Source organism: Rania fehmarnensis (genome assembly GCF_056494185.1).
In genome coordinates this window covers 1,026,166-1,044,323 of record NZ_CM151398.1, presented here as the reverse complement: position 1 = coordinate 1,044,323, position 18,158 = coordinate 1,026,166, and the positions used below count along the sequence as shown (strand labels likewise).

The window sequence follows — 18,158 nt, the reverse complement described above, 5'->3', positions numbered from 1 at the left end:
ACAACTGGTCCATTGCCCAGTGGCTATATGATACCTGGCTGACTGACTTCGATACCCTTGAGCGCCATCTTCAGTGCATCTTTGTTCGGAGCTACCGCAAACGCAGTTGGTCGATCGATCAGTTCCTTGTCGATCAAATCTTTGAGGCTCATCGTAAAGTCCTGCATGCCTTCGGCCGCACCGATACGAATGGCATCCGGCAATTTGTTGTCTTTGCCTTCCAGCACCAACTTCTGCACCATCGGCGTAAAGGTCATGATCTCGACCGTCGGCACACGACCCACCCCAGGCTTGATCGAACGCAATAGCTTCTGAGCTACAATGCCTTTCATGTTGAAGGCCATCGCGCTGCGGATAGCGCCGTGCATCTCTTCCGGGAACAAGTCCAGAATACGACCGATTGTCGTAGGCGCACTCGAGGCGTGAATCGTTCCGAACACCAAGTGACCGGTTTCGGCCGCGTGAATGGCAGTCAAGAACGTCTCTTGGTCACGCATCTCACCAACTAGAATAATATCTGGATCTTCGCGCACTGCATGCTTCATGCCGATTTCGAAATTCTTGACGTCCATACCGATCTCGCGCTGATTGATCAGACATTTGTCTTGTGTAAAGACGAATTCGATCGGATCCTCGAGAGTCAGAATGTGCTTGCGATAAATCGAGTTGATATAGTTCAACATCGATCCGATCGTGGTACTCTTGCCCGAACCGGTAACCCCAGCCAATAGCACCATCCCTTGATCAAAGTGACAGAGCGTCTCCATCGATGGCGGCAAGAACAGACCTTCGAACTTGGGAATAAAGTTGTTCACGCGGCGGGCCACCAGGCCGATCTTGCCCAGTTGCTTGAGCATATTCACGCGGAAGCGCCAGCTCACGCCATCGACTTCCACCACGTATGCAAAGTCGGCGCCGCCATCTTCTTCGAAGATGCGACGCGCCCGCTCGTCGAGCATGGGGACCAACAAACGGACCATTTCTTCGTTCTCAATCGGTGGTCGATTGAGCTGCTTGAGATCGCCGTGGACACGAACAATCGGCGGCTGGCCCACTTTCATGTGCAAGTCGCTGCCTTGAAGCTTGACCAAGGCGCGGAAGATCTTGTCGACTTCCAGCTCTTGGCGCTCTTTGAGCAGATTTCCGACCAGACGGTCATAGGTCGGATCGGATGCTGCTGGGTTCGCTTCTGCCGTTGCCATAGGCTCAATCGACTCCGAAGTGACGAGGTGTGTTATTAACTAGTTTGGCCGCCCACGTAGCCGAGTCTCTCTGAGACTCGGACCAGCTTTTGTATCACGTAGCCGAGTCTCTCCGAGACGCGGATTAGACAGCGTCTCGGAGAGACGCTGCTACGTGCTCCGAGACTCGAACTATTCAGCATCTCGGAGAGACGCTGCTACCTGTCAGGCGCACCGGAATTCCCCTGTCTGCCATAATGCGCTTAGCTTGTTCAATTGTATACTGTCCGAAGTGAAAAATACTGGCCGCCAGCACCGCATCTGCCATTCCGATCTGAATAGCATCGGCCAGATGTTCTGGGCAGCCTGCGCCGCCCGAGGCGACCACTGGAATGCCGACCGCCCGGCTGACCGCCGAAGTGATCGGTAGGTCGTAGCCATCGCAAGTGCCATCGCGATCCATGCTGGTCAGTACAATTTCCCCAGCCCCTAGCTCTTCCACTTGGCGAGCCCATTGGACCGCCTCCAGGCCCGTGGGCTTGCGGCCGCCATTGATAAAGACTTCCCAAAACTCTTGGCCATCCTTCTGGACGCGTTTGGGATCAATGTTGACCACAATGCATTGACTGCCAAATCGCTCGGCAGCCTGGCGTACAAATTCCGGGTTTTGGCACGCTGCACTATTGATAGACACCTTGTCACAACCGGCCGACAGCAGGGCGCGGATATCTTCCAGCGTGCGGATGCCACCCCCCACCGTCAGTGGCATGAACACCTGCTCGGCGGTCCGGCGCACGACATCCAGCATGATGCCCCGCTGCTGGTGACTGGCAGTGATATCAAGAAAGACCAGTTCGTCGGCTCCCTCTCGTTCGTAACGCGAGGCTACCTCGACCGGGTCGCCTGCGTCCCGCAGGTTGAGAAAATTCGTGCCTTTTACCACTCTACCGCAATCGACATCCAGGCAGGGGATTACGCGTTTGGATAACATTGAAGCTCAATAAATGGACGTATCGTTATCAGCCACCAGTGGGGCACCGGCGGCGAGCCTGCGTCCCACTGTAATTAAACCTCACCCGACAAAACACAAAAGGTCCCCCAGCTAAGGAATTGCATAGTTTGTCCTCAGGCCACAGCTTTGATGTAGTAACCGACCTCACCGCGGCCAGACCGGCTGCGAATCTGGAGGTTGGATAGCGAGTCAGGCTGCGGAACAGTTGGGTAAGTACATCAAAGCGGTGCCGACGGCGCCGTACTCCAAAGAGCAACTTCATGAAAATCACTCGTATAGAAGCTATTCCCGTCTGCGTGCCTTTAAAGAAGGGCATGACCGCCAAGACGGCGCACGGAGAACACGTAACTTCGCCTTATGTGATCGTGCGCGTGCACACCGATGTCGGTCTGATCGGCCTGGGCGAAGCCACGATTTCGGGACTGTGGTCCGGTGAGTCTCAAGCGGGATCGATTTCCGCTATACGCGACTACATGGAACCGGTGCTCCTAGGAAAGGATCCACGTGACATCAATGCCCTGCGCCGGGCAATGGACTTTGTCATCAAACTCAATCCGTTCACCAAAGCGGCCATCGAAATGGCGCTGTGGGATATTGCGGGTAAGTCGGCCGGGGTTCCCGTTTATCAGCTTCTCGGCGGTAAAGTGCGCGATCAAGTGCGCATCAAGCTGGTCGTATGGGCTCGCGATCTGGAAGGCTCGCGGCAAATGGCTCAGCAACACCTGGCGCTGGGTGTCTCGTGCATCAAAGTAAAGACGGGGTTGGAACCGCAGGCGGATATTGCTCGCGTGCGTGCGGTACGTGAAACGATTGGCGATGATATTCCACTGACCATTGATTCCAATTGTGGTTGGACAATCCAGCAAGCCAAACATTGTTTGCAACAGCTTGAATCCAGCCATTTGTTATTGGCCGAGCAACCCATTCAGGCTGGCGATCCCGCAGCCCTAGCCGAAGTGCGCCGTTCAACCTCGATCCCCATCATGGCTGATGAAAGTGTTTTCACGCTGCAAGATGCCTGGCACCTGACGCAACATCGAGCGGCCGATATCCTCAGCGTCTATCCCGGCAAACACTCGGGCATTGCCGGCACCGCAGAGATTGTGGCGGTGGCCAAAGCGGCTGGCTTGCGCTGCACGATCGGTAGTAACTTGGAACTCGGCATCGGCACCGCGGCCATGCTGCACGTGGCGGCAGCGTTTCCAGAGATCGATACCGATTCCTTTCCCGCTGACACCATCGGTCCGTTCTATCATGAATGCGATTTGATTACCGAGCCACTGCAGCTAGGACCGCCCTACGCGCAGGTTCCGGGCGGTGTGGGCTTGGGTGTGCAATTGGATGAAGAGCAATTGAAACACTTCCGCATTGATTGATACAGAGTAAAGAATGTGCCGCTGCTTTGGGAAAAGCTGTCGATCCAACAAGTGGTTGTGCAGCGGTGGTCTTGATTGGCTGAGGAGCTCGCAACTTGGACAATGAAACTCCGACTCGCACGCGTTTCATTGTGGCCAGCTGGTTGTGTTCGATGGCCGCCATCTTGTATCTGGATCGCATTTGCTGGGCGCAAGCTGCACCGCTGATCCAAGCGGACTTTCAGCTGAGCAATCAACACATGTCTTACCTGGCCATGGCCTTTCAGTTGGCCTACGGACTATTCGAGATCCCGACTGGCCAGTGGGGAGAAGTTCGCGGCGCGCGACGCGTGCTCACCCGAATCACGCTCTGGTGGTCAGCCTTCACCGCTCTCAGTGGCGCGGCGACCAATTTTACTTCGTTGCTCATCATTCGCTTTCTGTTTGGGGCTGGCGAAGCGGGTGCCTATCCCAATGCCGCCCGCATTCTCACGCGCTGGTTTCCCAGTCACGAGCGCGGACGCATTCAAGGCATCATGCTGTCGGTTTCGCTGTTTGGCGGTGCGATTGCGCCGACGCTGGCCGCCTACATCATCGGGATAGTCGGATGGCAATGGAATTTTGTCATCTTCGGCAGTTTCGGAGTGGCCTGGGCGGCCGGGTTCTACTGGTGGTTTCGCGACTCACCAGCTCAGCATGGGCAGACCAATCAAGCAGAACGTGAGCTGATTGAAGCCGGTGGCGGCAGCCCCATCCAGCACGATCATGGTCCCATTCCTTGGCGCAGCGTGTTGAGCGATCGCGGCGTCATCGTGCTGTCGCTCATCATCATGTGTACCTCGTTCAATTCGTATTTTTATTTCACGTGGTTTCCCACGTATCTAAAGAGTGCTCATGGCGTTGACAATCTGACCTCTGGCAAGCTGACGTCGGTGGCTCTGCTGGGTGCTGCTCTGGGAGTGTTATTGGGCGGCATCATCGCGGATAGAATCATCAAACGCACGGACTCGGCGGCTACTTGGCGAAGAGTGTTTTGTTCGCTGGCCTGCCTGCTGGCTGCGGGCACTTTGGCCGTGGCCGTGCGTTGCCAGTCGGTGACCTGGCTGGCCACGTTAGCGGGGTTGTCGTGTTTCTTTGTTCAGTTAACCTTGCCCAGTTGGTGGTCGGCAGCCATCGAACGCTGCGGCCAGCATGTCGGACCCGTGTTTGGCATGATGAATATGGTCGGTACCTTTGGCGCCATGACCAGCCAATGGTTTGTGGGATTTTTTGCAGACCGACAACAGTCCTTCCACCTGAGCGGCCGCGAGCAATGGGACCCGCTGTTTTACTATTACTTTGGCGTATTGGTCGTTGGCGCCCTCTGCTGGGCTAGCACGCGGCCACGTCCAATTCGGGATTAGGGCACTCTTCGTGGCAGGGCGCCCGGTCTTCGATCGAAAATGCAATTACTTTATACATAAAGTAATTTGATCGCGGCCATTTGTTTTTTTGAGGTTTCTGAATCAATCACCGAACAACTGCAGAACGATATCTATGCTTCAACGCTGTCCCCAGATCTATATTCGAGCCGAAAAGTCTGGTGCCATCACTTCGCGGCATCCATGGATATGGGATCGATCGATTATCGAACCCACAATCCAGCCACCAGCCGGTTCGGTGGTGGACCTGGTGCAAATTGACGGTACCTGGCTGGGCCGCGGAATCTACAACCCGGTCAGCCATGTTCGCGTGCGCATTTACCAATGGGATTCCTCGCAACCGCTGGATGACAAGTGGCTCTTAGCCAAAATCGAATTAGCCTGCTCATTGCGAGACCAGTGGCAACGGCAACACGGCGCGCTGGATGCCGTGCGACTGGTCAACAGCGAAGGCGATGGGCTGAGCGGGTTGGTGATCGAGCGATTTGGCAAGTACGCTGTGATTCAGGTCAACGCGGCGGGTATCCAGAATTGGCTACCGACGATTGCCCAGTGGCTCATGGAGCGGTATCAACTCGAAGGCGTCATGCAGCGGATCGATGAAAAGATCGCCGCAGCTGAAGGCATGTTGCCCGAGCGCAGCGTATTGGCTGGTCAGCCCCCCTCTGCACCGCTATCCATCGTTGAACATGGCGTCACGATTCAGTTCGACCTAGAAGCTGGTCAGAAGACTGGTTACTATCTTGACCAGCGAGCCAATCGTTTTGAAGCGGCTCGATACATGCATGGGCAGATGCTCGACGTGTGTACCTACCTGGGCGGCTTTGCCTTGGCGGCTTGCAAACATGGCGATGTTAAGGCGGTGCGCGCCATTGATATGAGCGCGAAAGCCTTAGCCCAAGCAGCCGAGAATGCCAAACTGAACGCATTCTCCGAGCGCATGGAATTCGTGCAGGCAGACTGTTTCGAGGAACTGCAGCGGCTACACGTCGCCAGTCGTCGCTTTGATTCGATTGTGCTCGATCCTCCGCGATTGGCTGGTAGTCGCGAGCATAAGTCGGCAGCGCTGCGAGCCTATCACCATTTGAATTCTCTGGCTATTCAACTGCTCAATCCTGGTGGCGTGCTGGTGACCTGCAGTTGTTCCGGGCGCGTTACCAGCGAAGATTTCCTGGGCACGATCGGGGCAGCGGCCCGCAGAGCCAAGCGCAGTATTCAAATTATTGAACAGCGTGGCGCAGACTTTGATCACCCCTGGGAAGTCAACTGCCCAGAGAGCGAGTATCTTAAGTGCGTAATCTGCCGCAGCATCGGTTGATGAGCCGCGGAGGCGTCCACGTGAATAGAAAAAAAAATGGTCATGATATGCCGCTCCATCGTCACATCATGACCATTGCAAGTCGCAGGAAACGCGTGCACCGTGCGTTTCGTGCTCCCAATCCGTGGTACTAGAGGTATCGGAAAAGGGCTGGCAGGAAGTCAAATTTGTTTTGATGGTCGATGGTCGGATAGCCGTCGCCAGCCATGCAGAGCGACGATGAGTAACTGGCTAAGCGCCAATGAGTTGCGGCGTTTGACAGGGTGTCAAACGCCGCAGATAGGATTTCTAGCAGGAGGTCCGATCGGACTGATTAGCGAAAAGATACCGACGGGCGGCTGGCTACAACCGGCGTGGCATTAGGCAGAGGCAGGGATGGCAGAACGCCAGCTGGGCTGGGTTGGAAGCCAGACGATTGAGGAGTGACGTTGGCAGGAACGGTTGGGACGTCAGCTGGCAACTGCAATACAGGCTGGCCCGATGGCAGCACCGGCATGATCGGTGCTGGGAATTGCGAACCGTAAGCAGTCATTTGAACTTGGCTGGGTGGCAACTGAGGAATGTCGACCACAGGCAAGCCGGCTTGCAGTTCACCGACAAAGGGTGACGAAGGTGTGTAGGTCGTAGCAGCCAGGCCATTGATGGTCGCGGCAGCTTGATTGGCACCAGTCTGGGCGCAGTCAGAGGAAGCTGGTCCGCGATGTCCGGTGGCACAATGTCCAGTGGCACAGCCGCCCGCGATCGATGCCGGTGCACAGCCGCCAGTGGCACAGCCGCCAGTGGCACAGCTGGAGCAGCTGCCGGTGTAGCGATTGTAACCATGGATGTGCTGCTGAATGGCAGCGCACTGCTTGGCTCGCTGACAGGGATAGGTATCCCACAGGCCGTTGGTGCACCAGCTTCGGACCATGTAATCGGCTACAGGATTGGGAGTCTGGCAACCCGAGGTGTTTTGCCAACAGACGGGTACCATGCCAACTTCAGGAGTCAGTGCCAGGACTTCTAGCGGGGCTTTGGTAGTAACCGGTTTGGTTTTGTTAGGGGCAGTTGCATGGTCGGCAATTGGCGTTTCCAAGACGGATCGTGGACCTAGGCTGGAATCCGACCGATCATCAATCTCGGCTTGAGGCCCGGCCTCGGAATAATAGTCAGAATGATCGCCACTTGCAGGTTCATCAGCGCTGGACTGAGGCGAACCGAAGAAGTCTTGATTTTGAGAAACGAGTCTGGTTTGCGAATTGCGTGCTGGAAAGCTGCCCTCAATTTGAATTTGAGCAAAGCACTGACCAGTGATGCCGGCAACCGCCGCACCGAGCGCGAGGATAGAAAACTTCATGTCTTAGGTACCCTAAAGGTGCGAGGGAAAAAGCCGGGCCATCCATTGACCCGGCATAGGAGATCGCATCAAAAAGGGCACCACGAAACTAACCCAAATCCATGGTAACTTGAACCACATAAACTGCGAGGCTGGTGTCGCAGTGGGTATCGTGGATGCTCTCATCGAAAGTGTGCGCGTCAGTTGCCTGGATGCAAGCAGAATCCGGCGAATTTCCTCGCCGCACGACTCGTTAGCGTGTGAGCAGCGTCATCTAAGTAAAGTTTACCGGCTAGTGAAGAGAATCCTGCGACCGGCCGAGGCTCAGGTCTCTTGAACGGCCCGCAACAATCGTTGGCGGATCATGTACAGGCGCGTGCTTTCGCCGATCTTGTCGCCATTGAGTTCCGAGACGTAGAAGACGTCGACGACTTGATCCAGGTGGGTACCGATTTTGGCAAAGTGCAAAACCAGCTTCATATCGAATAGCACTTTAGACACATCGTACAGCAAGCCCATGCGGTCATAAGCGAAAAGCGTAATGATGGTGTGCTTGTCGGAAGTCGTATTATCGAAACGTACTTGGGTCGGTTGCGTTTTGAGATGCTCGGCCGCTTTGTGTTTGCTGTTGCGCCAGATACGCGGAAAAATTGGCGGCGTGCGTTCGCTGGGATCTAGCGCCTTGACGATCTTCTGGCAGACTTGATCGATGCGCGTCGCCGGCGGTGAATCTTCGAACTCGGAATCCTCGACCAGAAATCTATCCCACGCGATTTCGCCGGGTTGCGTGTGAATTTCAGCGGCCAAGATCTGCATACCTTGACTGGATAGCGAACCGGTGATGCGATGGAAGGCGCCGATCGGTTCACCCATTTGCTTGAGCGCGACAGTGTATTCGACCGCGCGCTGCGACGGCAAGTAACGGCCCCAAGCCAAAGCGCGATCGCCGTCAAGTGTTTGCAAGCGCGCGATCTCTTGTACGATCTGACTGGGCTGCGTTCTCAACAAGTAACCGATGGGTAGCGAGTTAATCTGTTCACGCCACCAATCCTGATCGGCTTTATCGGGCACTAGTGCGATCACCTGACTGCGACGCGATTCGATCTCGCTGCGAAAGCGCTCGCCTGGTTTGTCATCGCGGAAATGCGAATCTGTCTGGTGATACAGTTGCAGCAGCAGATCGATCTTCCACTGATTGACGACTTCGGGAGCGACGCTGGCCAGGTCGGAAAAAGTTAGCAGTAGCAGTAAACGCAAACGTTCACTCGAACCGACGACGCGGGCAAACGGCACAATAGATTCGTCGCTATTGAGGTCCAATCGAAAGGCTGTATTGGCCATCAGCAAGTGCTTGTGAACCAGAAACATCAAGGTCTCTTTGTCTTGTTGATCTAGTCGCAAGCGATCGGCGGTCTCCTCCGCAATACGTTGCCCCACTTCGCTGTGGTCTTCGATAAAGCCTTTGCCCAAGTCATGGATCAACAGTGCTAAGTGCAAAACGCGTTTATCGGGCAGGCCGCGATAGAGGATACCCAACAGCGAATCATCGTCTTGCAGTTCCGTGACGCACTCAACGGCTCGAATTGAATGCGCATCGACGGTGTACTTGTGGTATTGATTGAACTGCAAGAGGCATCTGGCGTGCTTCATGGCCGGAATGATTTGTTCGAGCACGCGCAGCTCATGCAGTCGCCTGAGCATATCGGCCAGGCGTTTGGGTTGGGCCAGCAAGCGCAAGAAGCGGGCTATCGCTTCAGGGTCAATCTCTTCCGATTGACGATTGAGCATCGCGCTGCGGATGGCTCGCCAGGTGTGATGATCGATCGGTTTGTCGAATTGATTCGCGATCGACATCAACTGTAGTACGGCAGCCGGATCGCGTTTGACGCGTTCCAGGCCTACCGGTGTGACCCACACGTCGCGCCAACCAACTTGAAAATCCCGATCGACTCGGCGACTGAATGCGCGGGCGAGTATACCGCGGGCCGGCGAACGATCTTCGGCTGCCTCGACAAAGTGCGCGCTGGAGTAACGAATCTCGCTGGTATGTTCGAAGTACTCCTGCATGAACTGTTCAACGGGCAGAATACCATCAGAGCCCTTGAAGCCCGCCCAATTGGCCAATTGAAGTTGCAAGGGACGCTCCAGCAAGTCTTGACTCTTGCCAGCTTCGAAGTGCATTTGGTTGCGCAAGCGCAACAGGTATTGGTAACCTTTCTTCAGCGCGCGATGATCTTCGATGGCCAGATGTTGCAACTGGACAAGCTGATCAAGATCGCATTCGCCATAAGCTGCAAAGCCGATCCAGCGGACAAGCTGAATATCGCGCAGGCCACCCCGCGAGCGTTTGATGTTGGGCTCGAGCAGATAAACGATATCACCATACTTGCGACGCTCTTCTAAGCGAGCCGCGACCACGCCGCGAATCAAGCGTCGCGTGCGTCGCTTGGCACCGATGCGCAAGCCACGGAGAAACTGCGCGAACAGATCGTTGCTGCCGACCAGCAAGCGAGATTCGGCCAGCGAAGTGAAACTGGCTACGTCGGACCAGGCTTGTTTGTGGGCTTGCACGGGCGTGCGAACAGAGAAACCAAGTTGGCAACCGGCATCGACAATCCACTGACCCAAGCGACGAGCCAGCGGGACGACGGCGTTGGTAACGCGTGGGTCATGCAGCAGCATTAGATCGACGTCGGAGTAAGGCGCGACATCGCGGCGACCATAGCCGCCATGGGCGACTAAGGCGACAGATTGGGCAAGTTCTTCATTACCGAGATCGGCCAATGAGGCTTCGTAGAGTTCCAGTAGAACGGAATCGACCAAATCGGCTAGACGCACACACACTTGCAAACCCGGCGAGCCGGAATCGTGCTGAGCGCGGAGTTTTTGTCGGCCTTCGAGCAAGCGACGACGCGCTTGCAATACCGCCGCAGGCAGTCCGCCTGTTCCTGCCTTCGACGTCACGACAAACTCCTAGTCAAGCCAATCCGCCATTGGCCAATCCGCCATTGCATTGAGAGCCAACCAATTAGATGGCATCCTCACCGGTTTCACCGGTTCGAATGCGAACCGCGTTGGAAAGGTCACTGACGAAGATTTTTCCATCGCCAATCTGACCAGTCTGCGCAGTCTGCATCATGGTGTCGATAACGGTTTGTACGTTGGCGTCGGTGCAGACCACTTCGATCTTGACCTTGGGGACGAAATCAACTGCGTACTCGGTACCGCGATAGATTTCTGTATGTCCTTTTTGACGCCCGTAACCGCGAACTTCCGTCACAGTCATGCCATGGATGCCGGCTTCCGTTAGGGCGTTTTTAACGTCCTCCAGCTTGAAATGTCTCACAATGGCTTCGATCTTCTTCATTCGATACTCCTCAGGTGCATCAGCAATCTTCCAGGCTCGCTAGCAGGTAACCCGCCCTCACCTTCACCATGTTCGACTAGAACAAGCCTCGCGAGAGAAACCTCTAGTCTAGCTTGCCCTGGGCGCAATTGAAGACCGGATAGCCACCCGGAAATTTTTTACCGCGGTGCTCTATTAGTGTTGCTAATAATGAAAACGTCGGGCTTATGCATGTTCGGTCGAGCTGATCGCCGCGTGAGGGCAACGGCGCGTGGCTAAATTCGCTGGGAATGCAAGCCTTGCCTTTGGGGCTAGGAGCGCTAAGATGGGTTTAGCTCAAGCACATTTGTGCTGTTTGATTTTCAAGAAGAAGCAATCGAACCCGGGGCAAGTCGCCTGTGGTGGATCGTCACTTTTGACAAAGTGTCAGTTCCTCCGCAGCCAATAGGAGTCTTTGATTACGCGACACATCTGATGCCCAGTGGAACGATTGGCAGCATGGACAGCCAGAGTCTGCGATTTGCAGACGTTAACTTTGTTTGGCACTTAGCCGCGTTTGGCGTGGCGAGAATTGCCAAACAAGATCAGGTTAATGGTGACACGGGGTCCAGCCATGCTATTCATTCGAAGTGCCAATGTGGTTTTCGCCATTGGAGGACTGTTGGGTCTGGCTACGGTCAGCGACAGTGTGCAGGCTGGATCGCCTGATGTAGTCAACTTTGATGCGCCGGCGATTGCGATCGCTGAACCGCTTGATGCCAGCTTTACGACTGGTCCTACGGCCGGCGGTCAATTGATGCGACTGAAAATAACCGTGTCGACTCTGGTCGATGCTAGTTATCGCGGCGGAATCGATGAATTCACCGTCGCGATCGACAGCCCCAGCCGCGCGATGCGCGTGCTGGATTACTGGCCCAAGACCGAGTTGTATTCGCAGGTCGAGGGTAGGATCGCGGTACAAAACCAATCGCAAAAGAATCAGAATTTTTCCTTTGCGATCGCAGGTGGATACGAGCCGTTTGTCCGCGGCAACGCCAATGGCGATTATCACGGCCAGCAGCAAGTGGAAGAGAATTACCAACGTCGACCACCCATGCAGTTGCTTACCAGTAGCGGCACCGTTAATCGTGGTGCGGGCGTCTTCTTCAAATTTCGGCCCGGTCCCACTCCGCTGCTGGAAGGCGATCGCGAAGTTGCCCTGCTGGTCGAAGTGCCCTTTGGTTGGAGAGCCGATTTGCTGCATATCACCATGCAGGCTGCCGGCACAAAAGCCGATGGCTTTGGCGGGCAGCAAACCATCACGCTGGGCGCCACCGAATTGTGGACCGCCGTTCATCGGTTGGGTGACCAACAGGCCGCCGAGAACGCTCGCCGATACGTGGTTACCGAACAGTCGGTGCGGCAACTAGCTGCGAGCAATCGCGAGCATATCCAACAACGCGCGTTGCCCACGGTCTTGCACAAACTCGGCGCCGCCCTGGACGTCGTCGAGCCGAAGATCCCCGGCAACTTTTTGCACGAGATCCTGTTCAATTTAAACGTCCAGCAATTTAGCGCCGCGACGTCTAAGCTACCGGTCGACCTCCGCGTAGCCACGCTCGACTATTGGGAACAGCGCACAGAAATTCTGCGCCTCGCCCAAAGTTCGGCCACTCTTCATTAGCCCGCCGAAGCACACATCCTTTGCTAGCATCAGCTCTAACTTAGGGGACAGACCTTTGTGGTGTGCGGTGACCTTGGGCACCGCTTTGATGTCCTAACCAAACTTCAACCGCAGCCCCGATTTGGGGACGCGGCCCGGGATTATCACAGCAAAGTTGTGCCAGGTGGTACAACACTTCCCAGTCCCCGACCTCTGACCAATGAGAACTCCATTTCCAATTTTCTTTCATAGATAGCTGGCGAGCTCACGTTCGATAAACAGTCTACCTGTAACATCGATTCGTTCGCCATCGCAGGACAGTGGACCTCCCTCGCGTGAACACCGATCAGTCGCACTATTCCCGACGGCGATTTGTAGCCAATGCGACATCTTTTCTCGCAGGCTCGACCGTACTCTCTTGTGTAGAGATCAGTCGGGCTAATCAGCCGCCAGCGAACGTACAACTGGGCAACCGCGCAAGATTGCTGAGCGATGATTTGAGCGCTTTGCATCACCGACTGCAGCTGATCGACTCGGCACAGCTGGAAGTCTTCATTTCAGCTTACGAAGTCGGTGACGATCCAACGGCGCTACGCATATTTGCGGGACTTCGAGAGGCGGCTCGACGCGGCGTTGTGGTCAAACTCTTGGTTGACGGTCACGGGATCAACAATCTCATACCCAAACCGCTGATGGAACATTTGATCGCAGAGTCGGTGATGGTTAGAGAGCATTTGCCCGATGCGCGATATAAGGCCGAGATCGGCCGGCAGCGCATGCATGACAAATTGATGATTGTCGACGGCCAGCACTTGATAATAGGCGGGCGCAACATGCGTGCCGACTACTACGGGACGAGTTGTCCTTCTGAGGAGAAGATTCGCTGGGATCGTGACGCTCTGGTAACAGGACCCATTGTCACCGCGGTGCGTTGCTACTTTATGGATCGCTGGTTAGCCAGTACCAGTGGCCAGCCAACGCTTGACCGCAAAGAGAAACGCAGAACGCGAGAAGCCCAAGAGTTGGCTTATCTTAACGAAATGCCGCGAAGTAAAGCGTTGGAGCACGCTTCGCGATTACTTGACAGATCACGAGAAAATCTCCCGACGTGCTCCGCCTGCCAACCCGTCTTTGAGCTCGACTGTGTGCGTTTTCTGCATGACATTCCCGAACATCCCAAGGACTGTCCGTCAGCAATCGCGCAGCAACTAAACTCCGCGATAAGCAATGCTCGCCAATCGTTGTTTATTTCGACGCCTTACTTAGTGATGTCGCGTCGACTGCGAGACATTCTGACGGCCCTACGTCAGCGTGGCGTCGAACTTTGTTTACTGACCAATTCGCTCGCATCCAACGATCGTACGATCACGCATGCGCAGTACGTCAACGAGAGGCGATGGATGTTACAGGCCGGTATCGAACTGTGGGAGATGAATGGCCCACGAATGTTGCACACAAAGTCGATGGTGATCGATGGCAGGCGTACGATGATCGGCAGCTACAACTTCGACATGCTCTCTGAGACGCGGAACTCGGAGACAGCGTTATTGATCGATGATGTTCCTTTCGCCAAAGCGGTCGGCGTTCAGCTGACGCAAGATCTGATGCGAGCCATGCCTGTAGAAGAACCGCTGCTGGGATTCGATGCCCGGTCCAACGAGGTGGATAATCGAACACTCCAGAAACTTCGACGGCAGCGATTGATCAGTCCTTGGATCAAAAAGTATCTTTAGCCGTAGACTGCCCAGCGATTCCCAGTTACAGGGTATCGTCAATCACTGTCTGACCAACAGTGGCCAAACAGCAGCTGCCATTCGAGCCACTGAATGTGCAGAGCTTCTGGCAGCCCAGGGCCACCGGCGGCCACGGCGCTCTGGACCTGCTGAATGAAGGCAACTGGACTGCCGTAGTCGGATTGCCTGGCCATCAGTTCGCTAGTCACCCAGTGGTCGCGGCCAACTTTGCGCATCCAGTACTGCGCATTGGAATAATCCCCTTCGCGACGATGCATGATGCCATGCCAATACGATCCGTCGGGGGTGTCGATTGCTTGGCTAATCTGATGCGAACGGTCCAGATCGCCTGCCAGTAGCCACAAGCCGGCCAAACAGGCCGGCGTCACCTTGGGATTCGTTTTGAGCCATGCCCGAAGCCGATCGACCGTGGGTAGATCGAGCGTGCCGGTATCCAGCGGCATCATGGGGGCCGCATTAATCAACTCGCGCAGCTGATCACCCAGCGGCAGAGATTCGTCAATCACATCTAACTTGGGCATACGCCTGACTTAGAACTTGTACAGCAACAACATTGAATAGGTGAGATCGTTAGGGTTCAAACCGTTGGGCGTGCTGTCGTAGCGGTCAATGGCGCCCAGTTTCAGCGACAGGTTGCCAGCTTCATCCCAGAGCATCTCCCAAGATGCGTCGGACACGATACGGTAGTTGGTAAAGTCACCCCACTCGGGAAAATAATCTATGCGAGCGATCCACTTGTGCCGCTTGCTCCACTGATGTTCATAGTCAGTACCAAACAATGCTTCAGGCACCCATCGATCATCTGGTCCACCAAACTCGCGCGACGCACCAGAACCAAAGCGACCTTTCAAATTGATCGCATCACTCTTCAGCAAGCTATAGCTCAAACCCGCGCTGATATTGTAACGCACATCAAAGTTGCGAAAGCGATCGTACTCTAAACCATTCTTGACAAATCCACTCCACTTCGACTGGCCAAAGTATCGATCGTAATCCGCATACATGAGCGCATTGTTTTGCCTTTCAACGCCATTGGACTGAGTCCGATTGTGGGTCAAGCGCAAATCAAACAGGTTGATGTCGGTCTTGCGTTTAAAACGTGTACCGGCTTGTATGCTGAAAGAGTTAGCATTGCCACTGCTGCCGTTAATACCTAGCTCCGCGCTATTGGTCCAACCATCCAGCGGAATCCAGGTCCAAGGATAATACCAAGTCGGGCCAGCATCCAACGGAGCATTCAAATTGGGCGGCTCGCCCACGGGCCCTTGAGCGCCAACTCCTGCCGGCGCTGCCAGAGCTTGCGTGACCGCATCGGTCATGGGAGCCAACGATATCGGATCATTGGCATTGCCCAACGCTGGAGGCGCAGGTAGACCTTCTTGTGCATAGGTGATCGTATGTTCAGTCGCTAACCAACCGCTCAGCATGCACACTGTCAGTAGGCACTTCACGACTCTTTGGGGCGTTCGAAGATCCACAGCGACTCTCATCAGCAGGTAGGGGAAGCTGAATCAGTTAACGAACCGACGCAACTAAACGTAATTACCTGCTGATCGAGAGTAAATCAAGATCAACTCACTACCCTATCACCGACTGTAGCCTACTGGCCGTCGACCATCCACACCGATCGCATGTCAACTGGAGGTGCTGCCTGCTCTGCAGCGGATGCATCCAGGTCAAACGCAAGTGTTGCGTCCGCTGCGGCGGGTTCGCTCGGCCCAACCATCCGCCCAACCATCGGCTCAGCTACTGGCTCTAAGTAATCGTCACTTACCAACAACTCCGAGGACATTGGGCCGTCCCAGCCCGAGCAAGCCTTGGTATCCCCCACCGACTCCGGCAAGTCTGCAACAGCAACAGCCTCTGATGACTCAACCATCACCGCCACGGGCACAATCGCTAATGGTTCGACAATCTCTGGAACTAGCTCAGAAACTCGATCGACCGGCAATGCTATTTCAAAGGTGGTTTCGGTAGTCTCCAGGCTGCTCGAGGTGGTTTGAGGCGTAACGATGGCACTGGATTCAATTGCACCTTCATTCAATTGAAATTTGGCAAGTGTAGCCATAGCTACATCGGCTACCAACTCGTCGACAACTTGAAATTTGACATCCACCAGCGGCCCGCCATCGGCCGCAATGGGCTCGGCGGAAAATAGAAAGATGTTCACCGAACCGGCTGCTTCGTCAACTTTCGTCACCAGGCCCGCCGTACCATCCCAAGCTTTACCAACCCGGATATCGTGTTCCTGCAAGCTCAACGCTCGCGGATCATAATTCAAGCGAATCTCGGCCGCGCGCAGTCCCGCAATGCCTTCCGATCCCACAGAAACATTCAGCCCATCCGCTACGTCAATCGCAGTCAGACGTCGAGCTTCCAATATCTCGCATCGCAATCGATGAGTAATCGCAGCCATCCTTGGCTCCAATAGTGTTTGAGTAACTGAGACGAGTTACTCATACTATTAGGCTTTTCAACAGCCGACTGGCAATGGCAGTTTACGCCATGATACTCTCTGCCGGTAACTGCATTCACTGCGTCTATATCGATTGAGCCTGCGAAGCTAAGCACGCGGCCACGTGCTTAATTACAAGTCTAAAACGGCTTGTTCAATAGCCGCTAAACGCTGCTTTTCACGAGCTTCAACATCCGCCAACGGCGCCGCCGTGCCGTTAACAATCAGCGGCGCAGCGTACTCGCCTTCCGCTACCAGCGCGTTTGTGCTGGCATTCGAACTGCCAGCCCCATTGGTGGCTTGCGTCGAAAAAGTCGTCGTGCTCAACGCATTAATATTAGCCGTCGAAGCGCTAGAGGCAGCTACAAACTGGACGGCACTGGCAATAGCGTTTTGCCAAGCCGCGGAACCGACTGGCATGGCCAGCGTCGTGCGGAGTCGAGTGAATATCGCACCAGGCTGCAAACCGCCTTCGACAAAGTTCTGATTCGCCAGACCAGCATTGGATGTCAGCTGAACGGTCAGCGAGTTAACGCCACCTTCGAAGTACGCGGCGGGTTGCGATTCCTGAAGCTGATAACTGGCAGCCGCTAGATTAGCGAACCTGTAACTGCCGTCACTGCCGGTTGTCGTTTGTTGCGAAGCACCAGTGGACGTATTGGTTAACGTCACCGTAACGCCCGGTATCGCTTCACCAGTATCCACAGTGCCATTTCGGTTAGCGTCGGCAAACACAAAACCGCTGATCGTGCCAACACCCGTGGAAGTAGTGACTGTGATCAAACCATCAATGCTATCGGCTCCACTGGTCGGTGCTGGCGAAACCGTCACCGCGCCCTCATTGAGCGTCACGGATGTCAAGTTCAGCGTGGCGGTATCGGCCAGGGTTGCGCCGCTGGCCAGGGTGAAATTCAGAATCGCCAGGCTGCCAGCGATGTCCCCCAGCGCGTTGGCGGAGGTCACAAATAGCACAATTGTCCCGGCGGCTTCGTCGACATTGGCTGTGACTTGAGTATCCGAATTGCCCGACCAGACACTTCCGGCTTGAATTGCATCACTGGTGATATTTAAGATATCAGTATCGTAGCTGAGCCGGATTTCAGCGGCTCGCACACCATTGGCAGTATCGATCTGAATGGGGGCGGCCACGACCGCTCCGGCGCCGCCATTCAAATTTGTGGGAATACTGACGGCCGCTAGCAATCGTCGGGATTCCAGCGCTTCCACCAAGAGTCTAGTTGGTCGTCGCATTATTAGTTTTTGCCTGCGAAATCAGTTGTATATCGATGGATTTCCAGATGGCCAGCTGTGCCGATCGCACAGCGAGCCTTCTGACTTTAAGGCCGGAACATGGAACTA

General features: G+C 55.1%; 14 protein-coding genes. 5 read left to right on the top strand and 9 right to left on the bottom strand.

Annotation, left to right across the window (positions count from 1 at the left end; all coding sequences use genetic code 11):
• Nucleotides 1-23: 23 nt before the first annotated feature.
• Nucleotides 24-1,202: a type IV pilus twitching motility protein PilT gene (locus SH573x_RS03190; RefSeq protein ID WP_479352870.1), complete on the bottom strand. Its 1,179-nt coding sequence runs from the start codon at nt 1,200-1,202 to the stop codon at nt 24-26.
• A 175-nt stretch (nt 1,203-1,377) separates the two neighbouring features.
• Nucleotides 1,378-2,172 (bottom strand): imidazole glycerol phosphate synthase subunit HisF, encoded by a 795-nt coding sequence (gene hisF / locus SH573x_RS03185; RefSeq protein WP_479352869.1) that lies wholly within the window; start codon nt 2,170-2,172, stop codon nt 1,378-1,380.
• Between the two features lie 281 nt (nt 2,173-2,453).
• Here hisF and SH573x_RS03180 point away from each other — a divergent pair, with 281 nt between their 5' ends.
• The 3 genes from SH573x_RS03180 to SH573x_RS03170 all read left to right on the top strand — a co-directional run bounded on the left by SH573x_RS03180 (nt 2,454) and on the right by SH573x_RS03170 (nt 6,287).
• Nucleotides 2,454-3,569, top strand: a complete 1,116-nt coding sequence (locus SH573x_RS03180) for a mandelate racemase/muconate lactonizing enzyme family protein (protein WP_479352868.1) — start codon at nt 2,454-2,456, stop codon at nt 3,567-3,569.
• Between the two features lie 95 nt (nt 3,570-3,664).
• Nucleotides 3,665-4,951, top strand: coding sequence for an MFS transporter (locus SH573x_RS03175; RefSeq protein ID WP_479352867.1), 1,287 nt, complete (start codon nt 3,665-3,667; stop codon nt 4,949-4,951).
• A gap of 133 nt (nt 4,952-5,084) precedes the next feature.
• A complete protein-coding gene (locus SH573x_RS03170; RefSeq protein ID WP_479352866.1) occupies nt 5,085-6,287 on the top strand; it encodes a class I SAM-dependent rRNA methyltransferase in 1,203 nt (400 codons plus the stop codon).
• Nucleotides 6,288-6,600: 313 nt separating this feature from the next.
• Here SH573x_RS03170 and SH573x_RS03165 read toward each other — a convergent pair whose 3' ends face one another.
• The 3 genes from SH573x_RS03165 to SH573x_RS03155 all read right to left on the bottom strand — a co-directional run bounded on the left by SH573x_RS03165 (nt 6,601) and on the right by SH573x_RS03155 (nt 10,969).
• Complete coding sequence (locus SH573x_RS03165) at nt 6,601-7,623, bottom strand: hypothetical protein (protein WP_479352865.1); 1,023 nt, start codon at nt 7,621-7,623, stop codon at nt 6,601-6,603.
• Between the two features lie 303 nt (nt 7,624-7,926).
• A complete protein-coding gene (gene glnD / locus SH573x_RS03160) occupies nt 7,927-10,566 on the bottom strand; it encodes a [protein-PII] uridylyltransferase (RefSeq protein WP_479352864.1) in 2,640 nt (879 codons plus the stop codon).
• Between the two features lie 64 nt (nt 10,567-10,630).
• Nucleotides 10,631-10,969, bottom strand: a complete 339-nt coding sequence (locus SH573x_RS03155) for a P-II family nitrogen regulator (RefSeq protein WP_479352863.1) — start codon at nt 10,967-10,969, stop codon at nt 10,631-10,633.
• A gap of 592 nt (nt 10,970-11,561) precedes the next feature.
• On the opposite strand from SH573x_RS03155, the gene SH573x_RS03150 reads away from it, so the two are divergent.
• Both SH573x_RS03150 and SH573x_RS03145 read left to right on the top strand, forming a co-directional pair.
• Entirely contained in the window at nt 11,562-12,611 is a 1,050-nt protein-coding gene (locus tag SH573x_RS03150) for a hypothetical protein (protein ID WP_479352862.1), read from the top strand.
• Between the two features lie 314 nt (nt 12,612-12,925).
• The gene (locus SH573x_RS03145; protein WP_479352861.1) at nt 12,926-14,323 is read left to right on the top strand and encodes a phospholipase D-like domain-containing protein; all 1,398 of its coding nucleotides are present in this window, start codon (nt 12,926-12,928) and stop codon (nt 14,321-14,323) included.
• A gap of 38 nt (nt 14,324-14,361) precedes the next feature.
• Here the strand turns inward: SH573x_RS03145 and SH573x_RS03140 are convergent, their stop codons facing one another.
• The 4 genes from SH573x_RS03140 to SH573x_RS03125 form a co-directional block, all read right to left on the bottom strand.
• A complete protein-coding gene (locus SH573x_RS03140) occupies nt 14,362-14,865 on the bottom strand; it encodes a hypothetical protein (protein WP_479352860.1) in 504 nt (167 codons plus the stop codon).
• 9 nt (nt 14,866-14,874) lie between these two features.
• Nucleotides 14,875-15,795, bottom strand: coding sequence for a DUF481 domain-containing protein (locus SH573x_RS03135; protein ID WP_479352859.1), 921 nt, complete (start codon nt 15,793-15,795; stop codon nt 14,875-14,877).
• Between the two features lie 149 nt (nt 15,796-15,944).
• The gene (locus SH573x_RS03130; RefSeq protein ID WP_479352858.1) at nt 15,945-16,760 is read right to left on the bottom strand and encodes a cohesin domain-containing protein; all 816 of its coding nucleotides are present in this window, start codon (nt 16,758-16,760) and stop codon (nt 15,945-15,947) included.
• 171 nt (nt 16,761-16,931) lie between these two features.
• Nucleotides 16,932-18,050, bottom strand: a complete 1,119-nt coding sequence (locus SH573x_RS03125) for an SdrD B-like domain-containing protein (RefSeq protein ID WP_479352857.1) — start codon at nt 18,048-18,050, stop codon at nt 16,932-16,934.
• Between the last annotated feature and the right edge of the window lie 108 nt (nt 18,051-18,158).